The sequence below is a fragment of the Niabella beijingensis genome (assembly GCF_020034665.1).
GTDB lineage: Bacteria > Bacteroidota > Bacteroidia > Chitinophagales > Chitinophagaceae > Niabella > Niabella beijingensis.
The window spans coordinates 610,459-630,475 of record NZ_JAIQDI010000001.1 but is presented as its reverse complement, the minus strand read 5'-3'; the positions used below and the strand labels follow the sequence as shown (position 1 = coordinate 630,475).

14 protein-coding genes are annotated in these 20,017 nt (G+C 50.4%); 9 read left to right on the top strand and 5 right to left on the bottom strand.

What is annotated here, in order from left to right; genetic code table 11:
- The first annotated feature begins 48 nt into the window (after positions 1 to 48).
- The 5 genes from dnaB (at position 49) to K7B07_RS02595 (ending at position 4,404) form a co-directional block, all read left to right on the top strand.
- Positions 49 to 1,632 (top strand): replicative DNA helicase, encoded by a 1,584-nt coding sequence (dnaB, locus tag K7B07_RS02615; protein ID WP_223707185.1) that lies wholly within the window; start codon positions 49 to 51, stop codon positions 1,630 to 1,632.
- A 74-nt stretch (positions 1,633 to 1,706) separates the two neighbouring features.
- Positions 1,707 to 2,417: an RsmE family RNA methyltransferase gene (locus K7B07_RS02610; protein ID WP_223707183.1), complete on the top strand. Its 711-nt coding sequence runs from the start codon at positions 1,707 to 1,709 to the stop codon at positions 2,415 to 2,417.
- 56 nt (positions 2,418 to 2,473) lie between these two features.
- Positions 2,474 to 3,391: a phosphotransferase gene (locus K7B07_RS02605; protein ID WP_223707181.1), complete on the top strand. Its 918-nt coding sequence runs from the start codon at positions 2,474 to 2,476 to the stop codon at positions 3,389 to 3,391.
- 87 nt (positions 3,392 to 3,478) lie between these two features.
- Positions 3,479 to 3,886, top strand: a complete 408-nt coding sequence (locus K7B07_RS02600) for a GNAT family N-acetyltransferase (protein WP_223707179.1) — start codon at positions 3,479 to 3,481, stop codon at positions 3,884 to 3,886.
- Between the two features lie 35 nt (positions 3,887 to 3,921).
- The gene (locus tag K7B07_RS02595; RefSeq protein ID WP_223707177.1) at positions 3,922 to 4,404 is read left to right on the top strand and encodes an anthrone oxygenase family protein; all 483 of its coding nucleotides are present in this window, start codon (positions 3,922 to 3,924) and stop codon (positions 4,402 to 4,404) included.
- Between the two features lie 30 nt (positions 4,405 to 4,434).
- Here the strand turns inward: K7B07_RS02595 and K7B07_RS02590 are convergent, their stop codons facing one another.
- Positions 4,435 to 4,932 carry a deoxycytidylate deaminase gene (locus tag K7B07_RS02590; RefSeq protein WP_223707175.1) on the bottom strand — a complete coding sequence of 166 codons (498 nt, stop codon included), beginning with the start codon at positions 4,930 to 4,932 and terminating at the stop codon, positions 4,435 to 4,437.
- Between the two features lie 95 nt (positions 4,933 to 5,027).
- Here K7B07_RS02590 and nagA point away from each other — a divergent pair, with 95 nt between their 5' ends.
- Positions 5,028 to 6,158 carry an N-acetylglucosamine-6-phosphate deacetylase gene (gene nagA, locus K7B07_RS02585; protein ID WP_223707173.1) on the top strand — a complete coding sequence of 377 codons (1,131 nt, stop codon included), beginning with the start codon at positions 5,028 to 5,030 and terminating at the stop codon, positions 6,156 to 6,158.
- Between the two features lie 74 nt (positions 6,159 to 6,232).
- Entirely contained in the window at positions 6,233 to 8,173 is a 1,941-nt protein-coding gene (gene dxs / locus K7B07_RS02580; protein ID WP_223707172.1) for a 1-deoxy-D-xylulose-5-phosphate synthase, read from the top strand.
- 130 nt (positions 8,174 to 8,303) lie between these two features.
- Here dxs and K7B07_RS02575 read toward each other — a convergent pair whose 3' ends face one another.
- Positions 8,304 to 13,163: a translocation/assembly module TamB domain-containing protein gene (locus K7B07_RS02575; RefSeq protein ID WP_223707170.1), complete on the bottom strand. Its 4,860-nt coding sequence runs from the start codon at positions 13,161 to 13,163 to the stop codon at positions 8,304 to 8,306.
- Positions 13,164 to 13,407: 244 nt separating this feature from the next.
- On the opposite strand from K7B07_RS02575, the gene K7B07_RS02570 reads away from it, so the two are divergent.
- The gene (locus K7B07_RS02570; protein WP_223707169.1) at positions 13,408 to 16,215 is read left to right on the top strand and encodes a PQQ-like beta-propeller repeat protein; all 2,808 of its coding nucleotides are present in this window, start codon (positions 13,408 to 13,410) and stop codon (positions 16,213 to 16,215) included.
- 28 nt (positions 16,216 to 16,243) lie between these two features.
- Here the strand turns inward: K7B07_RS02570 and K7B07_RS02565 are convergent, their stop codons facing one another.
- From K7B07_RS02565 to K7B07_RS02555, 3 genes are all read right to left on the bottom strand, one after another.
- Positions 16,244 to 16,798: a DinB family protein gene (locus tag K7B07_RS02565; RefSeq protein WP_223707167.1), complete on the bottom strand. Its 555-nt coding sequence runs from the start codon at positions 16,796 to 16,798 to the stop codon at positions 16,244 to 16,246.
- Positions 16,799 to 16,849: 51 nt separating this feature from the next.
- A complete protein-coding gene (locus K7B07_RS02560) occupies positions 16,850 to 17,383 on the bottom strand; it encodes a Crp/Fnr family transcriptional regulator (RefSeq protein WP_223707166.1) in 534 nt (177 codons plus the stop codon).
- A 64-nt stretch (positions 17,384 to 17,447) separates the two neighbouring features.
- Positions 17,448 to 18,332, bottom strand: a complete 885-nt coding sequence (locus tag K7B07_RS02555) for a LysR substrate-binding domain-containing protein (RefSeq protein WP_223707164.1) — start codon at positions 18,330 to 18,332, stop codon at positions 17,448 to 17,450.
- Positions 18,333 to 18,442: 110 nt separating this feature from the next.
- On the opposite strand from K7B07_RS02555, the gene hutH reads away from it, so the two are divergent.
- A complete protein-coding gene (gene hutH / locus K7B07_RS02550; protein ID WP_223707161.1) occupies positions 18,443 to 20,017 on the top strand; it encodes a histidine ammonia-lyase in 1,575 nt (524 codons plus the stop codon).

The window sequence follows — 20,017 nt, the reverse complement described above, 5'->3', positions numbered from 1 at the left end:
GTGTCGGTTTCTTGTCTTAAGAGGCAGGAGGTCAACTTTTTTAATATAATGGATTTAAAGAATGTAAATAAAGACAGGAAGCAGAAACGCAGAACGGCGGTAGACCTTGGAACCATGGTATACGGGAAAGTGCCGCCGCAGGCGCGGGAGCTGGAGGAAGCCATCCTGGGTGCGATCATGCTGGAGAAAAATGCTTTTGATGCTGTTATCGAAGTATTAAAACCGGAATGTTTTTATGTGGACGCCAACCAGCGGATTTTCCGTTCCATGCAGTCGCTGGCCAATAAAAGTCAGCCCATCGATATCCTTACCGTTGTTGAAGAGTTAAAGACCCGGGAGGAACTGGAAATAATAGGGGGTGCGTATTATGTTACCAAACTGACCAATACCGTAGTATCGGCCGCAAATATTGAATCGCATGCCCGTATCGTGCTGCAGAAATTCATACAACGGGAGCTGATCCGCATCAGCGGAGAGATCATCAATGATGCTTTTGAAGACAGTACGGATGTATTTGAGCTGCTGGATGATGCCGAATCAAAGCTTTTTGAAATAACCAACTCACACCTGCGCAGTACCATACAGCCGATCGATTCGGTGCTGGTACAGACCATACAACGGATCGAGGACCTCCGGCACCGCAATGAAGATATTACCGGTGTGCCCAGCGGCTTTAAAATGCTGGATAAAGTGACGTACGGATGGCAGAATACGGACCTGATCATCCTTGCTGCCCGCCCTGCGGTGGGTAAAACGGCGTTTGCCCTTAACCTGGCCCGCAATGCTGTGATGAATAAGGTCAAGGAACATCCCACCCCGGTGGCCTTCTTCTCGCTGGAGATGAGCGCCGCACAGCTGGTACAGCGGGTGCTCTCCGCCGAAAGCGAGATCATGCTGGAAAAGATCGCCCGTGGTAAAATGGAAGACCATGAGATGAAACAGCTTTATACCAAAGGGATCCAGCGGCTTTCCCAGGCGCCGTTATTTATTGATGACACCCCTGCGCTGAACATCTTTGAACTGCGTGCCAAATGCCGTAAGCTGAAAAACAAGCACAACATCGGTATGATCATTATCGACTACCTGCAGCTGATGAGCGGCAGCGGCGACAGTAAGGGGAACCGGGAGCAGGAGATCAGCTCCATCAGCCGGAACCTGAAAGGATTGGCTAAGGAATTAAGCGTACCCATTATTGCGCTTTCACAGTTAAGCCGTGCCGTGGAACAGCGGGGCTCCAAGGATGGCAACCGGGTACCACAGTTGAGTGACCTGCGGGAATCGGGTGCTATTGAGCAGGATGCCGACATGGTGATGTTTCTCTACCGCCCGGATTATTATGATATGAACACCAATTCGGAAGGTGAGGATCAGCGCGGACTTACGGAGGTGAAGATCGCCAAGCACCGGAATGGTTCGCTGGAAACAATCAAGCTAAAAGCGCTGCTGCATATCCAGAAATTCATCAGCTGGGAAGAAGATCCTTACAATATCATGAACACCCCTGGAAGCAGCTGGAAGCGTATTGATGAAGAAGAAGGTGCGGGCGGAGGCGCCAAACTGTTCCAGGTAGAGAGCAAAATGAATAAGATGAAGGATGATGAGTTTGATGATCTGGAGGATGCCCCCTTCTAAAAAAATAAACCTTCCCGGTTTACTGTCTGATATTGTCCCGAACTTTGCCTTGAAACTTAAACGATATCCAGGTTTTGCAGCTTCCTTTTTTTTATATCAGTGCGTATGCGCCCGGCCAGCAGGCATTGGTGCTGGATGAAAATAATTCCCGGCATGTGGTGCAGGTGCTGCGTATGCAGACCGGAGAACAGCTGCATCTGACAGACGGATGCGGGCATTTGCTTACTGCATCTATTGTGCAACCGCATAAAAAACACTGCGAAGTAGCCGTGGAACATGTGGTCTTTACGGAACGGCAGCGACCAGAGATCACGATAGCTATTTCTTTGCTGAAGAATGCAGGCCGCTTCGAGTGGTTCCTGGAAAAGGCAACAGAAATAGGAGTGGCGGCGGTGCTCCCGCTGATCTGCGAACGTACGGAAAAAGAAAGGGCCAAATCGGAACGGTTGCAAAATATACTGATCAGTGCCTTATTGCAAAGCCGGCAGGTATGGCTGCCGCAGTTGCCCGATCCGGTTAAATTTGCCGACCTGCTGAAGGAGACTGCCACCTACAGCACCGCTCAGCGGCTGATCGCACATTGCATCGATGATGAAAAATATTCCCTCAGGGAACAACCGGTTGAAGAGAGGGGCATTATCCTGATCGGACCGGAAGGCGATTTTACCACCGATGAAATTGGCGCCGCTCTGCGGCAGGGCTATAAACCCGTAACACTTGGTGCCACCCGGCTGCGAACCGAAACCGCAGGAGTGGTTGCGGCCGCGCTGCTTTGTGTGCGGTGAGCAGCGACCGTTAAAAGAGCGGTCCCGGCAGTGACACCACACGATAATAAAGCACAATGAGTTCCAACAATACAATGAAACCTCCGGAATACCTGCGGGAGCTTGTGGAAGACCGGCTCCGGAAGAAAGCGGTTGAATGGACCATTCCCGAATGCGGCCTCTCGGCGGCCTACCGTTTTTCTGTAACATTTACGGACCATAGCAGCGTATTTGTAAAAGCAGCTACGGATGCTCCGACATCGGATTGGCTCCGCCGGGAACACCTGGTGCTGTCTTCGGTGGAAGCACCGTTTCTGCCCCGCCTGATCGATTGGATCGACATCCCCGGAACAGATCCGGTATTGCTGACACAGGATCTGAGCGGAGCCTACTGGCCCGCAGGCGCTTTGGGGGTGCACTGGAGACCCGGAGATATGGAGCGGCTTTTTCAAGGATTGAACAGTGTGGCTGCCTGCAGCGCTTTACCCGGTCTGCCGGCCCTGGGCAACGGGCCCCTGTGCTGCTGGCCGGGAATCGCCGCAGATCCCGGATCCTTCCTGGCGCTCCGCTTGTGCACTGAGCACTGGTTTCGTAAGGCGGTGGATGTGTTGACCGCCGCAGAACCGCTTGCAGACCGGTCGGGGGATCAGCTGGTGCATGGTGATGTACGAAGCGACAATATCTGTTTCGTGGGAGATCAGGTGGTGTTTGTAGACTGGAGCCATGCCGCCGGAGGCAATGCCGATGCGGATCTGGCCCTGCTGCTGCCGACACTTCACCTGGAGGGCGGACCACTTCCTTCGGAGATCATGCCCGGCGGCGGCAACATTTCGGCAGCGCAATGTTCGCAACATTTTATGCGGCTGCAACAGGATCACCTGATGCCGCCGTGGCTAAAGACCGTTTTTATAAAGCTCATTGCCATAACGTTGGAATGGGCAGCAGACGGCCTGGAACTCGGAAAGCCCGATGGAATATCCTGGCATTCCCTGTAATGCTATTTGGAATTGACGGCAAAGCAAATTACTTTTAATACAGGAGTTACCGGTATGCCGGTGCTGTTCTGTCTACAAATCGTTACGATGATCACTTATCAGGAAGAAAAAAATCTGAGCGCAGAGGAATTTATTGATGTGCTGGTACGGTCGACACTGGCCAAAAGAAGACCCGTGGATGAAACGGAACGGATCCGCAACATGCTGGAACAGGCCGGCCTGGTGATTACCGCCCGTGACGGGAAACGGCTGATTGGAGTGGCGCGCTCTTTAACGGATCATGTATATTGTACTTATCTTTCCGATCTGGCGGTTGACCTGGTCTATCAGAAAATGGGGGTCGGGAAAGAATTGATACGGGCTACAAAAGAAGCAGCTCCCCGGGCACGGCTGATCCTGCTGGCAGCACCTAATGCGGTTCAGTATTATCCCAGTATGGGAATGAAACAATGGCCGCATTGTTATTTCCTGGATGATGCCAACGAGCTGAAGTAACGCCTGAACCGGCATTGCCATCAAAATTATATAATATGATACTGGATAAAATCTTGTTTTTTACTGCCCTGCTGCTGGTAGCACTGATGGCGGGTCTTTTCTTTTCCTTCAGCGTATCGGTAACACAGGGGTTGGGAAAGCTGGACAACCTGAATTATTTAAGGGCCATGCAGCACATCAACCGGGAAATACTGAACCCCGTATTCCTCCTTTGTTTCACGGGAGCTCCTTTTGCGCTTATCGGCGCCACGATCACAAAGTTTATATACCACCGCGAGTTATTCGTATTCATGACAGGGATCACGCTTCTGTACATCATAGGTGTATTCCTGGTGACCATGCTGGCAAATGTGCCGCTAAACAATTACCTGGCAGCTCTTCATCTCGATCAGTTGAGCGCGGCAGAACTGGAAGCAGCCCGGTCGAAATTTGAACAGAGCTGGAACCGGTTCAATCATATCCGGACGGTTTTTTCTATTGCCGCCTGTGCATTGCTCATTTATATCAAGATAAAATAACCTGCAAGGGACCGACGCGGAGAGGTGCTGTTATACTGCGTGCGCGTCAAAGGACAGTACTACGTCGGTAATACCGGGTTTCATCTGCCGGAGGGCCACACCCGCTGTTTCCAGCATTTTCTTGGCTGCTATAAAGCTTTCCCTGGTGGCGTATTTATCGGAGAGATAAATGACCTCTTTAATGCCCGATTGTATAATGGCTTTACTGCATTCGTTGCAGGGGAATAATGCCGTATAGATCTTACAGCCGCCGAGGTTGATCCCGATATTGTTCAGGATCGCATTCAGCTCTGCGTGGCAGACATAAGGATACTTTGTTTCCAGGAAAGCGCCTTCGTTCTGCCAGGGAAAAGCATCGTCGCTGATGCCGATGGGCAGCCCGTTGTAGCCTACACCCACAATTTTGTTCTGCTCATTTACGATACAGGCCCCAACCTGTGTGGATGGATCTTTGCTGCGCTTTCCGGAAAGCAGCGCCACACCCATAAAATATTCATCCCATGAAATGTAATCAGTTCGCTTCGACATGATATAACGGTTCCTGTAAATATACGGTAAGCTGCCAATATGTAGCCATCGCCTCCCGAATAGGATTATATTTGTAACGCAAAAAAAAGAAAGGAATGAAAGCGATCAGCAATGTGGTGATTTATACGGGTGATGAGGTCTTGAGGGATCAGTGTATTCTCATAGATCAGGGTACGATCGTTGCAGTACAGCCGGAGATCCCCGCCGATGCGGAGGTAACGGACCTTGGCGGGAAGAATATTTCAGCAGGCTTTATTGACATCCAGCTGAACGGGGGCTATGAACATTATTTTTCACGGGACCCGGGCCGTGCGGCATTGGAAGATATGTGCAGGGCGAGCGATGCCTATGCCACGCCCTTTTTTCTGGCCACGCTTATTTCTTCTCCCCATGAAACCATCCTGGAGGCCATCACGGCCATCCGCAGCTTTAACAACGAAGGCCCGGGAATATTGGGTATGCACCTGGAAGGGCCATTTATGAATCCCCAGAAGAAGGGCGCACACAGCAGCAGCATTATCCGGAAACCCACGGATGAGGAACTGGATACCATCATCTCCCTTGGAAAGGAGGTGATACGCGTGATGACCATTGCCCCGGAATGCTTTACTGATCGTCAGCTGGAACGGTTGCTGGAAACCGGTATCGTTCTGTCTGCGGGCCATTCCATGATGACCTATGAGCAGGCGCAGCATTGTTTTTCCAGGGGAATTACCCTGGTGACCCACCTCTATAATGCCATGACCCAACTGGGGCACCGCGAATGCGGGCTGGTGGGCGCTACTTTTGATAATGACAACGTATACGCGCCGATCATTTTGGACGGCGGACATTGCGATTATGCAGCAGCGCGGATCGCTTACCGCCAGAAAAGGGATCAACTTTTTCTGATCAGTGATTCCTCCTTCCTGGGGCGTAAAAAAAAGCGTTTTGACTGGGAGGGGCTCGATATTGAAATGATCGATGGATATTACCGTGATAAAGCAGGACATCTTGCCGGTGCGGCGATCTCCATGCCCGAAGCGATGAAGAACGCCATGGATTTTGTGGGCGCCACCTTACAGGAAGCCGTGGAAATGGCCACCAGCAGGCCCGCCCGCGCCATCCGCCTGGCCGACCGGATCGGCTTTGTCAGAAAGGGATATCCCGCTGTGTTCTCGGTTTTTGATGACAGGTTAGCCGCTGCTGAAACCCTCGAATTTCCCGGTGGCAGGCACCGGTTCTGACAAAAGACCCCCGGATCGGATTTCGCCGCCATAACGGGAATATTTATGTACTTTTGCCGCATAATTTAATGCGAATGGCTATAACCCCAGGACCGCTTTTGCAGCAGGTAAACGCTCCTGCCGACCTGAAAAAGATACCGGAAGATCAACTTCACGAATTTTGTGATGAGCTCAGACAGTACATCATTGATGTGGTGAGCATCCACGGCGGACATTTTGCCGCCAGTTTGGGGGTTGTGGAACTGACGACAGCCCTGCATTATGTATACAATACACCAAACGACCTGCTGGTATGGGATGTGGGGCACCAGGCTTACGGGCATAAGATCATCACCGGCAGGAGGGACCGTTTTGAAACAAACCGCAAATACAACGGATTGAGCGGCTTCCCCAAAATTTCTGAAAGCGAATACGATACATTTGGAGTGGGGCATTCCTCCACTTCCATTTCAGCGGCGCTGGGAATGGCCATTGCTGCAAAATATAAGGGAGAACAGGAGCGGAAAGTAGTGGCGGTGATCGGCGACGGATCCATGACAGCAGGTATGGCTTTTGAAGCAATGAACCATGCCGGTGTGTCCAATACCGATATGCTGATCATCCTGAACGACAATGGCATTGGTATCGATCCCAATGTGGGGGCTTTAAAGGAATACCTTACGGATATTACCGTTTCACCCAAGTATAATAAATTCAAGGATGATGTCTGGAATGCCCTGAACAAGCTGCCGGTGGGGAAACGGATCTCCAAGAGCATTGCGCATAAAATGGCGGAGGGACTGAAAGGAATGCTCAACAGCAATGCCAACCTTTTTGAAGCACTGAAACTGCGCTATTTTGGCCCGATCGACGGTCATAATATCACAAAACTGGTAGACACGCTGAGAGACCTGAAACAGATAGGAGGTCCCAAGATCCTGCATGTGATCACCACAAAAGGAAAAGGATATGCCCTGGCGGAAAAAGACCAGACCAAGTGGCATGCCCCAGGGTTATTTGATAAGGTGACCGGGGAGATCATCAAAAAAACATTTGCGACTCCGCAGCCGCCGAAATACCAGGATGTATTTGGTAAGACGATCATTGAACTGGCAGAAAAAAATGATAAGATCTTCGGTGTTACTCCTGCTATGCCTTCAGGCAGCTCCTTGAAATATATGATGGAGCAGATGCCGGACCGCGCGCTGGACGTAGGCATCTGTGAGCAACATGCCGTTACATTAAGCGCGGGAATGGCCACACAGGGCCTGCGGGTATACTGCAATATATATTCTTCATTTATGCAGCGGGCCTACGACCAGGCCGTACATGATGTGGCCATTCAGAAGCTCCCGGTTATCTTCTGCCTCGACCGGGCAGGGTTGGTGGGTGATGACGGCCCCACGCATCATGGCTGTTACGATATTGCTTATTTCCGTTGTATTCCGAATATGATCGTGAGTGCACCTATGAACGAATCGGAGCTCCGCAACCTGATGTATACGGCACAGCTGCCTTCCACAACACTGCCTTTTGTGATCCGTTATCCGCGGGGTGAAGGGGTGATGCCGGAATGGAGAACGCCGCTGGAGGAACTGCAGGTTGGTAAAGGCCGTAAACTGAAAGAAGGGAAGGACATTGCCATACTGAGCTTCGGGCACCCGGGTAATTTCGCCGCTGCTGCGATTCGGACCCTGCAACAGGATGGCATCATGCCCGGTCATTATGATCTCCGGTTTGTGAAGCCGCTGGATGAAGCATTGCTGCATGAAGCCTGCCGGAACTATCCCAAACTGATTACTGTGGAAGATGGTACCGTAATAGGTGGTGTAGGTGCGGCCGTACTGGAGTTTATGGCGCAACATGGTTATAAGAATGAAGTGCGCATCCTGGGAATACCGGACCGCATCGTGGAGCACGGGACACCCAAAGAATTACAACGCGAATGCGGATATGATACGGAAGGGATCATAGCAACGGTACGGGAGATGATGAAAGAAAAACTGGTAGTGACCTCGGGAAGTATTTCGGTGTAAGAAAAAAAATATATATAAGAATAAGCGGTGTTGCAGAAGCAGCACCGCTTTTTTGTGCCGGATAAACTGCTGCGGTGCCGGCGATGATATGTTTATGGATGAATCGTGAATGAAGGGGGCGGATACCGGATCACTCCACTTTCTTTTCGGGGGTTGCGGATAACGGTTCCTTTCGCTGTTCCAGCATGGCCGGCTCTACACGTTTCTGAAGGGAGGAATCAGGAGCCGCAGGCCGGGACGAATCCGGTCGTACCGGGCTTTGCTGTATTTCACGTTGCATTTGTCTGCGTACATTCCGGAATATCTCACCCAGCGTATCAAATTCCTTCCGGAACGAGATACCGCCACCGGTACGTTTGAGTTTGGCGGCACCGGTGCTGTTGGTGGTGAGGTAGTCCAGGTTCTCCCGGTAAAAGAAATTCAGCCGGATGCTTCCGCTCTGGTTCAGCATCCATGCAGCGGTTACGTCCGGCAGGAACTGTACTGTTTGCTGGATGGAAGATTGCAGGGGAACCTCCATGGAACTGCCCAGTGAAATAACGAACCGGTCCTTAAAGAGCGGTACCAGTATGGCACCGTTTACATTGGCCTGGTTGATGTCAAAATTACTGCTGGGTGCAGAAAGGATATTCCTGTTGTACACCGAGCCGTTAAAGACCACACTTACGTCAGCCCCAAGTATCTTTCGCAGCTCATTGTTCAGCTTTTTGTTGATCTCATTAAAGAACAGGCCTGATAAACTCGAGATGGTATTATAGGTGAATTCATTTACGGTACTACCGAAATTAGATCCCGTTTCCGGTGGCGCAAAACTGTTGAATACGATCAGATAGGTTACCTGTCGGGTTACCTCCGTCTCATTGTTCTCTATCTGCAACAGGGCATTGGTGATATTGAAATCATTGCGGTACTTGCTGTTGGGATCCAGTTCCAGCTGGAATTTAAAGTCCGGCTTCGACAGCAGGCCGGTAAGTGTTGCGGTTACATATACATTTTCGCGGGTGCTGGAGTAACTCTGGTCAATATTGGTGATGGCCGAGAGCGGCGAAAAGCTCACCCGTTCGGCTTTATACTGTGCTTCCAGGTTCAGGTTGGCCCTGATGGGGTCCCCCGTCCAGGAGATATAATTCTCGCCGCCTTTTTTTATTTCAAACGGCTTCTTAAAGAACGACTGGAAGGTATAGTTGTAACTTCCTTCGGTGATATCGAACCGGCCGTGGATGCTTAGTGGTTCTGTGGTTCCCGAATGGATATTCAGCTTACCGGAGCCCCTGCCCTTGATCTCGTCCCCGGTGAGGTCGTCCATCACAAATTTCATTTCAACCTTGGGGTTGGCCGTTACATCAAGATCATAGGTGATCTTATTGTTCCTGTCCTTGAAAACGCTGTCGTCCATGGCCTCCCCGTATTTACGTTCCACCAGCCAGTCGGGCATCTGACCTGCTTTGGAGCTGGAGGAGGCAATAGTGAAAGTGCTTTCATCATTATAGGACGCAATGGCATCGATCTTCATGTAGGCGTTCTCTTCCGGTCCTACCAGGGAAAATGAACCTGTTGCCCTTACATTTCCATAAAATGTTTTATTATCGCTGTAAGTCGTATTCAGTACCTGCACCGGGCGGTTATTGGCCGCACCGCGGGTACCTGGTTTCCGGGTAGACACATTCACGTCAAAGAACATGTTCTTAAATGCATTATGTGTGATGTTTCCCTGCAGGTAAACCGGGTTGTTGGTGATGGTATCCCGTAGTACGATACCATCCAGGTTGATCTCATTTTCCTTCAGCTCGATCTCATTGTCCTCAAGTGCATAATAACACTGGGTGAAATTGACCCTGAGCCCCGCCTTATGAAGCCGTCCCTTACCTACGATGTTAAGGTTGTCGAACGGGCCCTTCAGGTCGAACTTCCCGGTGATCTCCCCCTGCATATCGGAGAACAGGAATCCAAGGAAACGGTTGATGTACTTGATATCAAAGCTGGTGGCATTCAGTGAAATGATATTCTTCTCCTGGCTTTGACGGTCCTTTAAGAACAGGTTGATATTAAAGGCCAGGTCCTTCTGCTGCGGGTGCAGGGTCTGGCCATTCGCCATCAGTTCCATGGTGGCCAGGTCAAAAACGATCTTAGCGGAAATGTCTCCGATCGAATCATTATCGAAACGCACAGCCCTCCCCATAAAATTATCAGAGATGATCCGCATGTTCTTTCCGGGGTTTTCCAGCAGAATATCCCCTGATACCATGCCTTCCAGGCGATTGTTGGGAACGATATATTTGGAGAGGTCTCCCAGGTTGAGGTCTTTAAGCGTAACGGCAATATCGTTCCAGCTGCCCACATCCGAAGGCAGTGTACGGATCCGTATTTCCTGCGCGTTTTCGCGAAGCACGAGTTGCCCGTGTGCTGGTACATTCTGCCGGAATTCCAGCTCTCCTTTGTTGTCGATGGTCCAGGTCTTTCCGTTTAAAACAAACGAGGAAGGCGCAAATTCGATTTTAACCCCGTTACTGTAGGTGCGTACGATGGTATTCAGTCTTGCCTGATCAAGACCGGCGGTGCCCCCGGAATAGATCATGACGCGGGATACATCATTTTTGGCAGCGATATTGAACAGCGCCAGCGGTACATTTAAACTGTCACCGATCAGAATATTAGTGGTCCTTCCCGTAAGCGACAGACTGTCGTAATTTCCCCTTCCGGTAACCGACACATCATTGAATTTTAAACGGTCGTAACTGAAGAAAGGAACTTCGGCATCCAGCATCAGGCTGTTGGTAAAAGTGTTGATGCTTCCCGTGATCACTGCGTTATTAAACCCGCCCAGACTGCTGTCTATGATCGGCGTAAAGCTGTCAAAATTCTGTGTCTTTATTTCAAATGAAAAGGCCTGTTCTTTTACTTCGCGTGTGGGCGGCTTTATGTAGGCCGGATAATAACGGTTCAGGAACCCGATAACGGAATTGGGCAGATCGCGTATATTATAGATCCCGAAAACATTTACCGAGAATTCATTGGAAGCAATGCTGAGCCGCTTTTTATCTCCTTCGAGAGAGGAATTGATGGCCAGCGAATCGAAGGATAAGGGAGAGCTGTCGCGTACCATTACGGCATCCGTAATGGTGGCATGACCGAGGAAATCATCGATGGATTTTCCTGTAAATGCCGCATTGATCTTTCCGGACAGTACCAGGTTCTCCTGGAGCAGGTTCAGTTCCCTGAAATGGATCTTCCGGATGTCCGAAATAAAATTAAAGACCGGTACCGGCTTGCTGAAGTCAACAAGCCCGTTCAGATCCAGATCGGCATTCGGGTCGGTGATGCCCAGTTTCCCGTCAAAGACCTTATTGTTGATTTCGCCATCAGCAGTGATGTTCTGGTAACGGTATTTATTAAAGTCTACATAATTGATCTTTGCGGATAAGGCCACGGAACCGCTTTCAGGATTGAAGCCGGCACCTTTCAGCTTGGCATTAAAGCTTACATAACCCAGGTCTCCGTTCTTTAACAGCGGCCCCAGGTTGAAATTATCGGTTGCAACGCTTCCCGAATAAACCGGGTTACCGCCTTTCGGGATCTTCATGTTCACATCCGTTTTTACGGTACCCAGGCCGGTACGCAGTGTTCCGAAGGTTACAAAGTCGCGGATAAAGCCCGTATAGCTTCCTACGAAATTGAGGTATTTCAGCTGCGAAAGATCCGGTATGGAGATCTTCTTCAGATCAGGCGCAAAAGCAAGGGCATCCGCATAAGTGGTCCGGAAATCGGCTGCCTTTATATCCATAAAGGTTTCGTTGATGTCCGGAAGCCCGCTCAGGGAGGCGTCTCCGGCAAAGTAAGTATTATTACCCGCCTGTATTTCCAGTTTGCGTCCTACCAGGGCTGCTACCGGTCCTTTGATATCGCCGCTGAGGATGATCTTTTTCTTCCAGGTGCGCATAGCCGGCGCAAAGAATGCAATGTCATCGCTGTTGATATCCGCTTTCTTAAAACGGCCCTCCATATGCACCTCCGAAATGAAATTGCTCATACTGGAGAAACCGGCGAATTTCATACTGAAATAATCCGAGAGCCGGCTGTCATTGGTACGCAGATCGAGGTCATTAAAAGTGATCTCTTTCGGCGTCACCTTTGCATTGGCCGCGAGTTTTTTTACTTCCAGTCCGCTCCGTTCTTTTGTGGTCAGATCAATCTTCGTGGTAATGGTATCCATCCACCACCGGACGCTTTTCAGGTCGATATCTATTTTGGAAAATTCAATATGTTTTCCGTCGAAGGCTTCCGGGGCAGGCGGAATGGTATCATTATCTGTTTTAAAGGTGCCGTCGTTTATTGCAATATTTCCGGCCTTGATCTCCCATTGTGAGCTGTTCCATTCCAGCCCCCCCGGTACCGTTTTCCCGGACGATGTATCCCGGGGGGTATCATTGTCGGTTGTCTCCGGTTTTCTGCCGTCATAGGAGTGCAGGGCTACATAGGGCTTGTTTACCGTAAGCGCATCGATATCGATCAGCTTCCGGTCGAAGTCGATCTTTTTGGGATCTACATGAAGTGAGGCGAGCGAGAAAGTAAGGTCTTCCCCGGTCCAGCGATCTTTCTTTTTTAAAAGGATGTTTTTCAGATCCACCTCCCGGAAAGCGATATTGACCGTTCCTTGCTTTTTGGGCTTTTTGCTTGCCGGGGTGCTGAAATAATCCAGCAGGAACTGATAACGCCACACCGAATCGGTACGTTGCAGTTGTATATACGCATCTGTAAGCCCGATGTATTTCAGTTCGATATTCTTTTTAATAAAGAACCAGTCCGTAATGTTAACGGTTATTTCGCCCGCACTAAGGATCGTATCTTTCTGACGGTCCTCCACCAGTACACCCTGGAGGTGCATCTTGTTAAAGAGGGAAAAATCAACATGGCGGATATCGATGCGGGTCTGAAGGTCTTTCGACAGTCTTTTTGTTACTTTGCTGATCAGCCAGTTTTGTACCCCGGGCATCTGCAGGGCCAGCCACAATACAACAATGAGGCCTAAAAGGGCCCCAAAAACAATCAGTGTTATTTTTTTTAGCTTCTTCAGTAATTTACGCCATTAAAATATGTGTAAAAGTACTTGATTCAATGAGTACGCACAAATTTGCAGGCGATCTCTCTGTAATTTTATAATTTTAATTGCAATGGTCCGGATAACCCTTTACAGGGATCAGGACAATGGCGCCGGGAAGAATATTTAAAAACCTCATATGCGTAAACTGTTGTGCGTGATCGTTCTTTTTCTGATGGTTCCTGTCGTCAGGGCCCAGCAATTCGGCGGAAACCCTCCTGCTGTCCGCTGGAAGCAGATCAATACCGATACCATGCGGATCATCTATCCGGAAAAACTGGACACAACTGCAAGCAGGATCGCTGCGATCATTAACGACCTGGCGGCAAAAAACTATCATCCCCTGGGAAAGCGGCTGAAGAAGATCGACATCGTTTTACAGAACCAGCCGGTCAATTCAAACGGTTATGTGAGCCTGGGACCCTTCCGCAGTGAATTTTACCTGACCCCGCCTTCCGATAATTTTGACCAGGGCAGCCTGCACTGGCCCGATCAGCTGGCATTGCACGAGTACCGGCATGTAGAGCAGTACAATAATTTCAACCGGGGACTGAGCCGGGTAATGAAAACACTTTTTGGCCAGGAAGGCTATGCGGTTGCCATCAATGCCGCTATACCGAACTGGTTCTTTGAGGGAGACGCGGTGTACCAGGAAACCAGCCTGTCTGCACAGGGCAGGGGACGGATGCCTTCTTTCCTCAAAGCATTTCCTTCCTTGTGGAGCGATGGAAAACAATACCGCTGGATGAAACTGCGGAACGGCTCGTTAAAGGATTACGTGCCCAATCATTACGACCTTGGCTACCTGCTGGTGAACTACGGGTATGAACGATACGGAGCGGATTTCTGGGGCAAGGTCACTTCAGAGGCAGCCGCCTATAAAGGATTGCTCTATCCCCTGCAAAAAGCCATAACAAGAAATACCGGTTTGTCTTATAAAAACTTTACAACCGCTGCGTTTGCTTTTTACAGGGACCGCTTCGGATCAAGGACCACAGGCGCCTTTAATGACAGCGCCGCTGCCGTTTTCCCGGCAGATCATAAAACCCTCACCAGCTATTATTATCCGCAACAGGTAAGTGCCGATTCCCTGCTTTACCTGAAAACCTCCAACAAAGAACGGCCGGGATTTTATCTGCTGGATAAAAAAGGAGAGCACCGGTTACGCATCCGGGATATCAGCAGCGAACAGCAGTTCAGCTATGCAAACGGAAGGATCGTATATGCCGCGGTGGAAACTGATCCCCGCTGGTCCTGGAAGACTTACAGCGTGCTGCGCGTGGTTGACCTGAAGACGGGAGCACAAAAACGGCTGACAAAAAAAACGCGCTATTTTTCTCCCGACATCGCCGCGGACGGAAACCGTATCGTTGCCAACAAAGTAGACCTGCTCGGGCATTCTTCCCTGGTGGAGCTGGATGCAGCAAGCGGAGCCGTGCTCCGGGAGTTTTCGGCTGCGGGCACCGACTATTTTGCAAATCCCAGGATCAAGGATGCGGACCGGGTAGTGACTGCCATCCGCCAGAAGGACGGCACAACCTATGTCGGCCTTGTGGATCTGAACGAAAAAACCATCCGGCCCCTGACGCCGCCTTCCTTTAAAACAGTAGGTCAGGTCAGCATCACCGGCGATACCGTCTATTTTGTAGGAGCGGATGATTTGAGCGATGCGGTCTTTTCAGTGGAGCTGACATCCGGCGCATTGAGGAAGCTGAAGACCGCGGAAAACAACAGTTACTTTGTCAATGCAGGTTTTGGCAAACTCAACCGGAGCCGGTTCACTGCGGATGGTTTTCAACTCCGCCAGTCAGCCGCTGCTACGGCTGTATGGGAACCGCAGGAACCTGCAGCTTTTGTTTCCGGAACTACCGGGATCGTCAGCGATTCATTGACCGGCGGCAGTGGTCCGCTGGAGCAGGAAACAGGCTTGCTGCCTTCAAAAAAATACCATGCACTCACCCGTCCCATTAACCTTCACAGCTGGAGGCCCAATTACGATGATCCTGAATACAGTTTTACCATCTACGGGAATAATGTATTGAACACCACACAAACCGAATTGTATTACCTGTACAATGAAAATGACCGTACCCATGCCGTTGGCGGAACCCTGACCTATGCAGGTTTGTTCCCCTATATCGGCATCGGAACGCAATACCGTTTTAACCGGAACCAGGTGGTACAGAAAAAACTGCGTCAATGGGATCAATGGGATAATTATCTTTCGCTGAGTGTTCCGCTGAACTGGAATCATGGAAGGGAATTCCGTTTTTTCAATTTAGGCACCAATATCGGGTACCGGCAGGATTTTTCCAGGGGCGTTAACCAGGCGGGTTTCCCCTCTTCCGGTTTCGGATACATTACACACAGCATGGGGCTTGGAACACAGGTGCAGCGGGCAATACAGGATATTTATCCCCGCTGGGGGATTAACCTGAGCACGCAGTACCAATATGCGGTTAATAAATGGAGCGGTCAGCAGCTTTTTGCGCGGACAACCGCGTATCTTCCCGGCATTTTTAAAACACATAGCCTGGTGCTTTCAGCAGCCTGGCAGGAAGCCTTCTCGCGGTCCCTGCTCTTCTCCAACCGGATCAATTTTGCCCGGGGCTTTAATGGTATCGATTCGGCACGTATCGGAACGGTTACAGCCGCGTATCATTTACCGTTATGGTATCCCGACTGGGGCTTTGGGAACATACTGTACCTGCAGCGGCTGAGAGGCGCAGCATTTTACGATTACACAGCGGTTAAAGGAAAGCAGACCGGTTACTACCGCGGACTTCAAAGTGCCGGCATCGAGATCTATGCCGATACACAATGGTGGAACCAGCACCCGCTGACCTTTGGGTTCAGAACCGGACGATTGCTTACCCGGGATCCTGTAACACCCGGCCGGAGCTGGTTCTATGAGTTTATACTGCCGGTGAGCATCATACCCCGTTAGATCTCAGGGGCGCGGGCAGGACTGGATTTCAGACCTTCGTACCACCCGTCACGTTTTCTGCCTGGCGGATATGCCGTTCGTTGTGATAAATAACAAAGCGCAGGGTATCTCCCAGTTTTAACCGGATCAGCTTTGAAAGACTGGTCCCCGTTTTTTCTTTTCCCAGGTCGACCTTCCGCGCCTGTTCCAGCAGCTGCAAAAGCTGCCGCTGGTTATCAATAAATGTGGTCACTACCGATCTGTTCAGGGATGCATGGAGGGCGTTCATAGGTTGTGGGGTCTTCATTTTTTTTCGCGAAGTATCCGGGTGAATGATCTTTGCAAAATAATTGCCCAGCCGGCCTGGCCGGTAGGTGGCAGCCGGCAGGGAAGCAGCTTTGCTGATACAGGATTGGAGCGCATCGAGATAATAGCTGCTGTACCGGTTCAGGTGCTCAAGGCATTCCAGCGCGTTCCAGCCGCCGGCAGCGGGCCGTTGGGCTAATGCTGTTTCGGGCAGCGGCAGCAGTGTTTCTGCAAACCGGATATGCTTCTTTGTAAGCTGAGCCAGGGAATCAAGTAAGGATTGCGATTGAAGGGTCATATCTTTTTTTGCAAAATTCCGCCGCTGTCTGAAAAAAACTATTGACGAATATCAATGTTTTTTCAGTCGTGAAAGTGTCTCAGGGCTCATGCGGAGGTAATTGGCGATATGCCGGTTGGAAATTTCCTGGAACAGCCGCGGGCTCCGTTGCAGCAGCCGCCGGTACCGCTCTGCAGGAGAACCGGTAAGAATATCCTTTTCCCGTTCCAGCAATTGCAGTACGAGTTGTTCCAGCAGCAACTGCCAGGTTTTGCGGTTTTCGGGCACCGCTGCGATAAACTGTTGCAGAGCGGTCTTGGAAATGACTGTTACGCTTGTTTTTTTCAGCGCCTGTATCCGGTAGGAAGAAGAAGCGCCGGTTAAAAAGGAATCCATCAACACCACAAGATCGCCCTTGTAACCAAACCGGATGTTCTGTTCCGCATCTCCGTCTTCAATAAAGATCCGCATGCTGCCGCTCTCAATAAAATAGATATTTGTATCCGTATTGTTTTTTGTACGGATGTACTCATTTCGTTTTAGTATCCGTTGTACGGCTGTAGGCTCAAAAACAAGGAGCTGGTTCACAAAGTCGGGACGGTTCATGCTATAATTGTTTTTTATGTTGGTATACCTTTTCCGTTGCAGTTATTCCCTGTATCGGATTGTATTATTTACCGGCGATCTCCAGGAACGGTTTCATTCCGGGATTGCGGTTATTACGATTCCAGAGCAGTGACAACTGGCTGCGCTGGGGGATCCTGTTCAGTTCGATAAAGCGCACCGGCACATCATATCCGCGGCGCAGGGAAGCAGGTACTACCGCAATGCCCATTTTCTTCTCTACGAGTTTAAAGATCGTCAGGGCATTCACCGTTTTATGGTGGACACGCGGTGTAAAATCATGGTCACTAAAAATACTCATTACCAGTTCATAGTAATCATTGCTGTAATCGCGTCCGAAAAGGATGAACTGTTCTTTTTCGAACTGCTTCAGTGATCTGAAATTTTTTGCCTGAACGGGATGGTCTTTGGGTACCACAAGCGCGAAAGGTTCTTCATATATTTTTTTTAGTCTTAATCCTGCAGGGGCATAGCGCATCCGCACCACTCCGCAATCCAGTTTGTCCTCCAGCAGGTATTCCACCTGGGTTTCATTGGGCAGTTCGTTCAGGTTTACCTCGATGCCGGGATATTTTTTATTAAGCCGGTAGAGGATATCGGGGATAGCGATCTGTGCTGCCGAACCGATGAACCCGATCCGGAGCTCTGCTATTTTTCCTTCGCCGATCTGGTGTAACTGAAGCCGGATATGCTCCAGATGACCGGTCAGTATATCGGTTTCCGATTTCAGGTACCGGCCTGCCGGGGTAAGTTGTACAAAACGTTTTCCCCGTTCAAACAGCAGGGTGCCGTAGATTTCTTCCAGTTGTTTGATCTGCCGTGTTAATCCGGGCTGGGAAATATACAACCGTTCCGCGGCCTTCCGGAAATGCAGTTCTTCTGCCAGTACCTGGAAATAATGCAGGTGCCGCAATTCAACCTGATAACTCATAGTTATTAATTATTGATAAAGATAGTATTATTACTTATTAATTCTCAAAAGTACCTTTGAGGGATATTGGTGCTTCGTGAGTACCCGGACACAAATAACAGGAAGCTGATATGAAGGAACAAACATTTCAATATGGTGAAGCACACCTGAACATTTCCACGGCGCTTGCCATTGCAAGCGGAACGGTAAAAGGGTGCCTGTCCGAAAACGGAAGGATACAGGTGCGGAAAAGTGCTGCCCTGGCGGCACAGATCGCAGCATCCGGTACTGTGGTCTATGGTATTAACACCGGTTTTGGGCCTTTGTGCACGACCACTATTAACCGGGAGGAAACCCGCCTGCTACAGGAAAATATATTAAAGAGCCATGCCGTGGGTATGGGCGAACCCATCAGCAGGCAGCTGGCAAAGCTGATGCTGGTGTTAAAAGTACATGCACTGGCCAGAGGCTTTTCCGGTATCCGCGAAGAGACGCTTGACCGGATCATCTGGCACATTGAAGAAGACCTCGTGCCTGTGGTGCCGGAGCAGGGCTCTGTTGGTGCATCGGGCGACCTGGCGCCGCTTTCACATCTTTTTCTGCCGTTGATCGGTCTTGGCCGGTTGTATGATAACCATGAAATAAAGCCGGCCGCCGAAGTACTGAAGCAATACGGGAAGGACCCGCTGCAACTGAGTGCCAAAGAAGGGCTGGCATTGATCAATGGTACCCAGTTCATCGCGGCGCATGCGGTAACGGCGGTAGCCCGCTTCCATCAATTGCTCACACAGGCCGATCTGAATGCCGTGCTGATGCTGGAAGGATTGAGTGCTTCCGGAAAGCCGTTCTACCGGGAGCTGCACGAGTTACGGCCTTTTAAAGGCAATCAGTTCGTTGCTGCGACGATTGACAACCTGCTGCGCGGGTCGGAGATCGTGGCGGCACATGCCCATTGCTCAAGGGTACAGGATCCTTATTCGCTGCGGTGTATTCCGCAGGTACACGGCGCTTCCCGGACGGCCTGGCTGCACCTGAAAGAGCTTGTGGAGACGGAGATCAATTCGGTCACAGACAATCCGCTCCTGATCAATGAATCGCTTACCATCAGCGGCGGAAACTTTCATGGTCAGCCGCTGGCACTGGCACTGGATTATGCCTGTGTGGCAGTGTCAGAGATCGGAAATATCGCAGACAGGAGGGTCTATCTGTCCCTGGAAGGCGATACGCCGGGTGTGCCGAAGCTGTTGCTTCCATCTACCGGTCTGAATTCCGGGTTTATGATCCTGCAATACACCACGGCTGCGCTGGCCAGTGAAAATAAAAGCCTTTGTTATCCGGCCAGTGCCGACAGCATTCCCACTTCACTGGGTCAGGAGGATCATGTAAGCATGGGATCGATCAGCGGGAGGAAGTTGCTGCAGGTGATCGGAAATGTAGAGAAGATACAGGCCATCGAATTGATATGTGCTGCACAGGCGCTGGATTTTCATGCACCGCTAAAACCCACACCGGTAGTGGAAAGCGTGCACCGGAAAATACGATCAGTGATCCCGCATATCGACACCGACCAGGTGATGACGGATTACCTCGATGCAGCAGTATTGCTGGCACGTACAGGTGCGCTGATCACGACGGCAAGGACCGCCGCAGCAGAAAATGCATTGCCCTATATTACCCTTTACGGGGAACTTTTTGATGTTTATTGA

Coding starts and splice junctions, on each gene's coding strand:
- dnaB (WP_223707185.1), top strand. CDS start 49: ATGGATTTAAAGAATGTAAATAAAGACAGGAAGCAGAAACGCAGAACG.
- K7B07_RS02605 (WP_223707181.1), top strand. CDS start 2,474: ATGAGTTCCAACAATACAATGAAACCTCCGGAATACCTGCGGGAGCTT.
- K7B07_RS02600 (WP_223707179.1), top strand. CDS start 3,479: ATGATCACTTATCAGGAAGAAAAAAATCTGAGCGCAGAGGAATTTATT.
- K7B07_RS02595 (WP_223707177.1), top strand. CDS start 3,922: ATGATACTGGATAAAATCTTGTTTTTTACTGCCCTGCTGCTGGTAGCA.
- K7B07_RS02590 (WP_223707175.1), bottom strand. CDS start 4,932: ATGTCGAAGCGAACTGATTACATTTCATGGGATGAATATTTTATGGGT.
- nagA (WP_223707173.1), top strand. CDS start 5,028: ATGAAAGCGATCAGCAATGTGGTGATTTATACGGGTGATGAGGTCTTG.
- dxs (WP_223707172.1), top strand. CDS start 6,233: ATGGCTATAACCCCAGGACCGCTTTTGCAGCAGGTAAACGCTCCTGCC.
- K7B07_RS02575 (WP_223707170.1), bottom strand. CDS start 13,163: ATGCCCGGGGTACAAAACTGGCTGATCAGCAAAGTAACAAAAAGACTG.
- K7B07_RS02570 (WP_223707169.1), top strand. CDS start 13,408: ATGCGTAAACTGTTGTGCGTGATCGTTCTTTTTCTGATGGTTCCTGTC.
- K7B07_RS02565 (WP_223707167.1), bottom strand. CDS start 16,798: ATGACCCTTCAATCGCAATCCTTACTTGATTCCCTGGCTCAGCTTACA.
- K7B07_RS02560 (WP_223707166.1), bottom strand. CDS start 17,383: ATGAACCGTCCCGACTTTGTGAACCAGCTCCTTGTTTTTGAGCCTACA.
- K7B07_RS02555 (WP_223707164.1), bottom strand. CDS start 18,332: ATGAGTTATCAGGTTGAATTGCGGCACCTGCATTATTTCCAGGTACTG.
- hutH (WP_223707161.1), top strand. CDS start 18,443: ATGAAGGAACAAACATTTCAATATGGTGAAGCACACCTGAACATTTCC.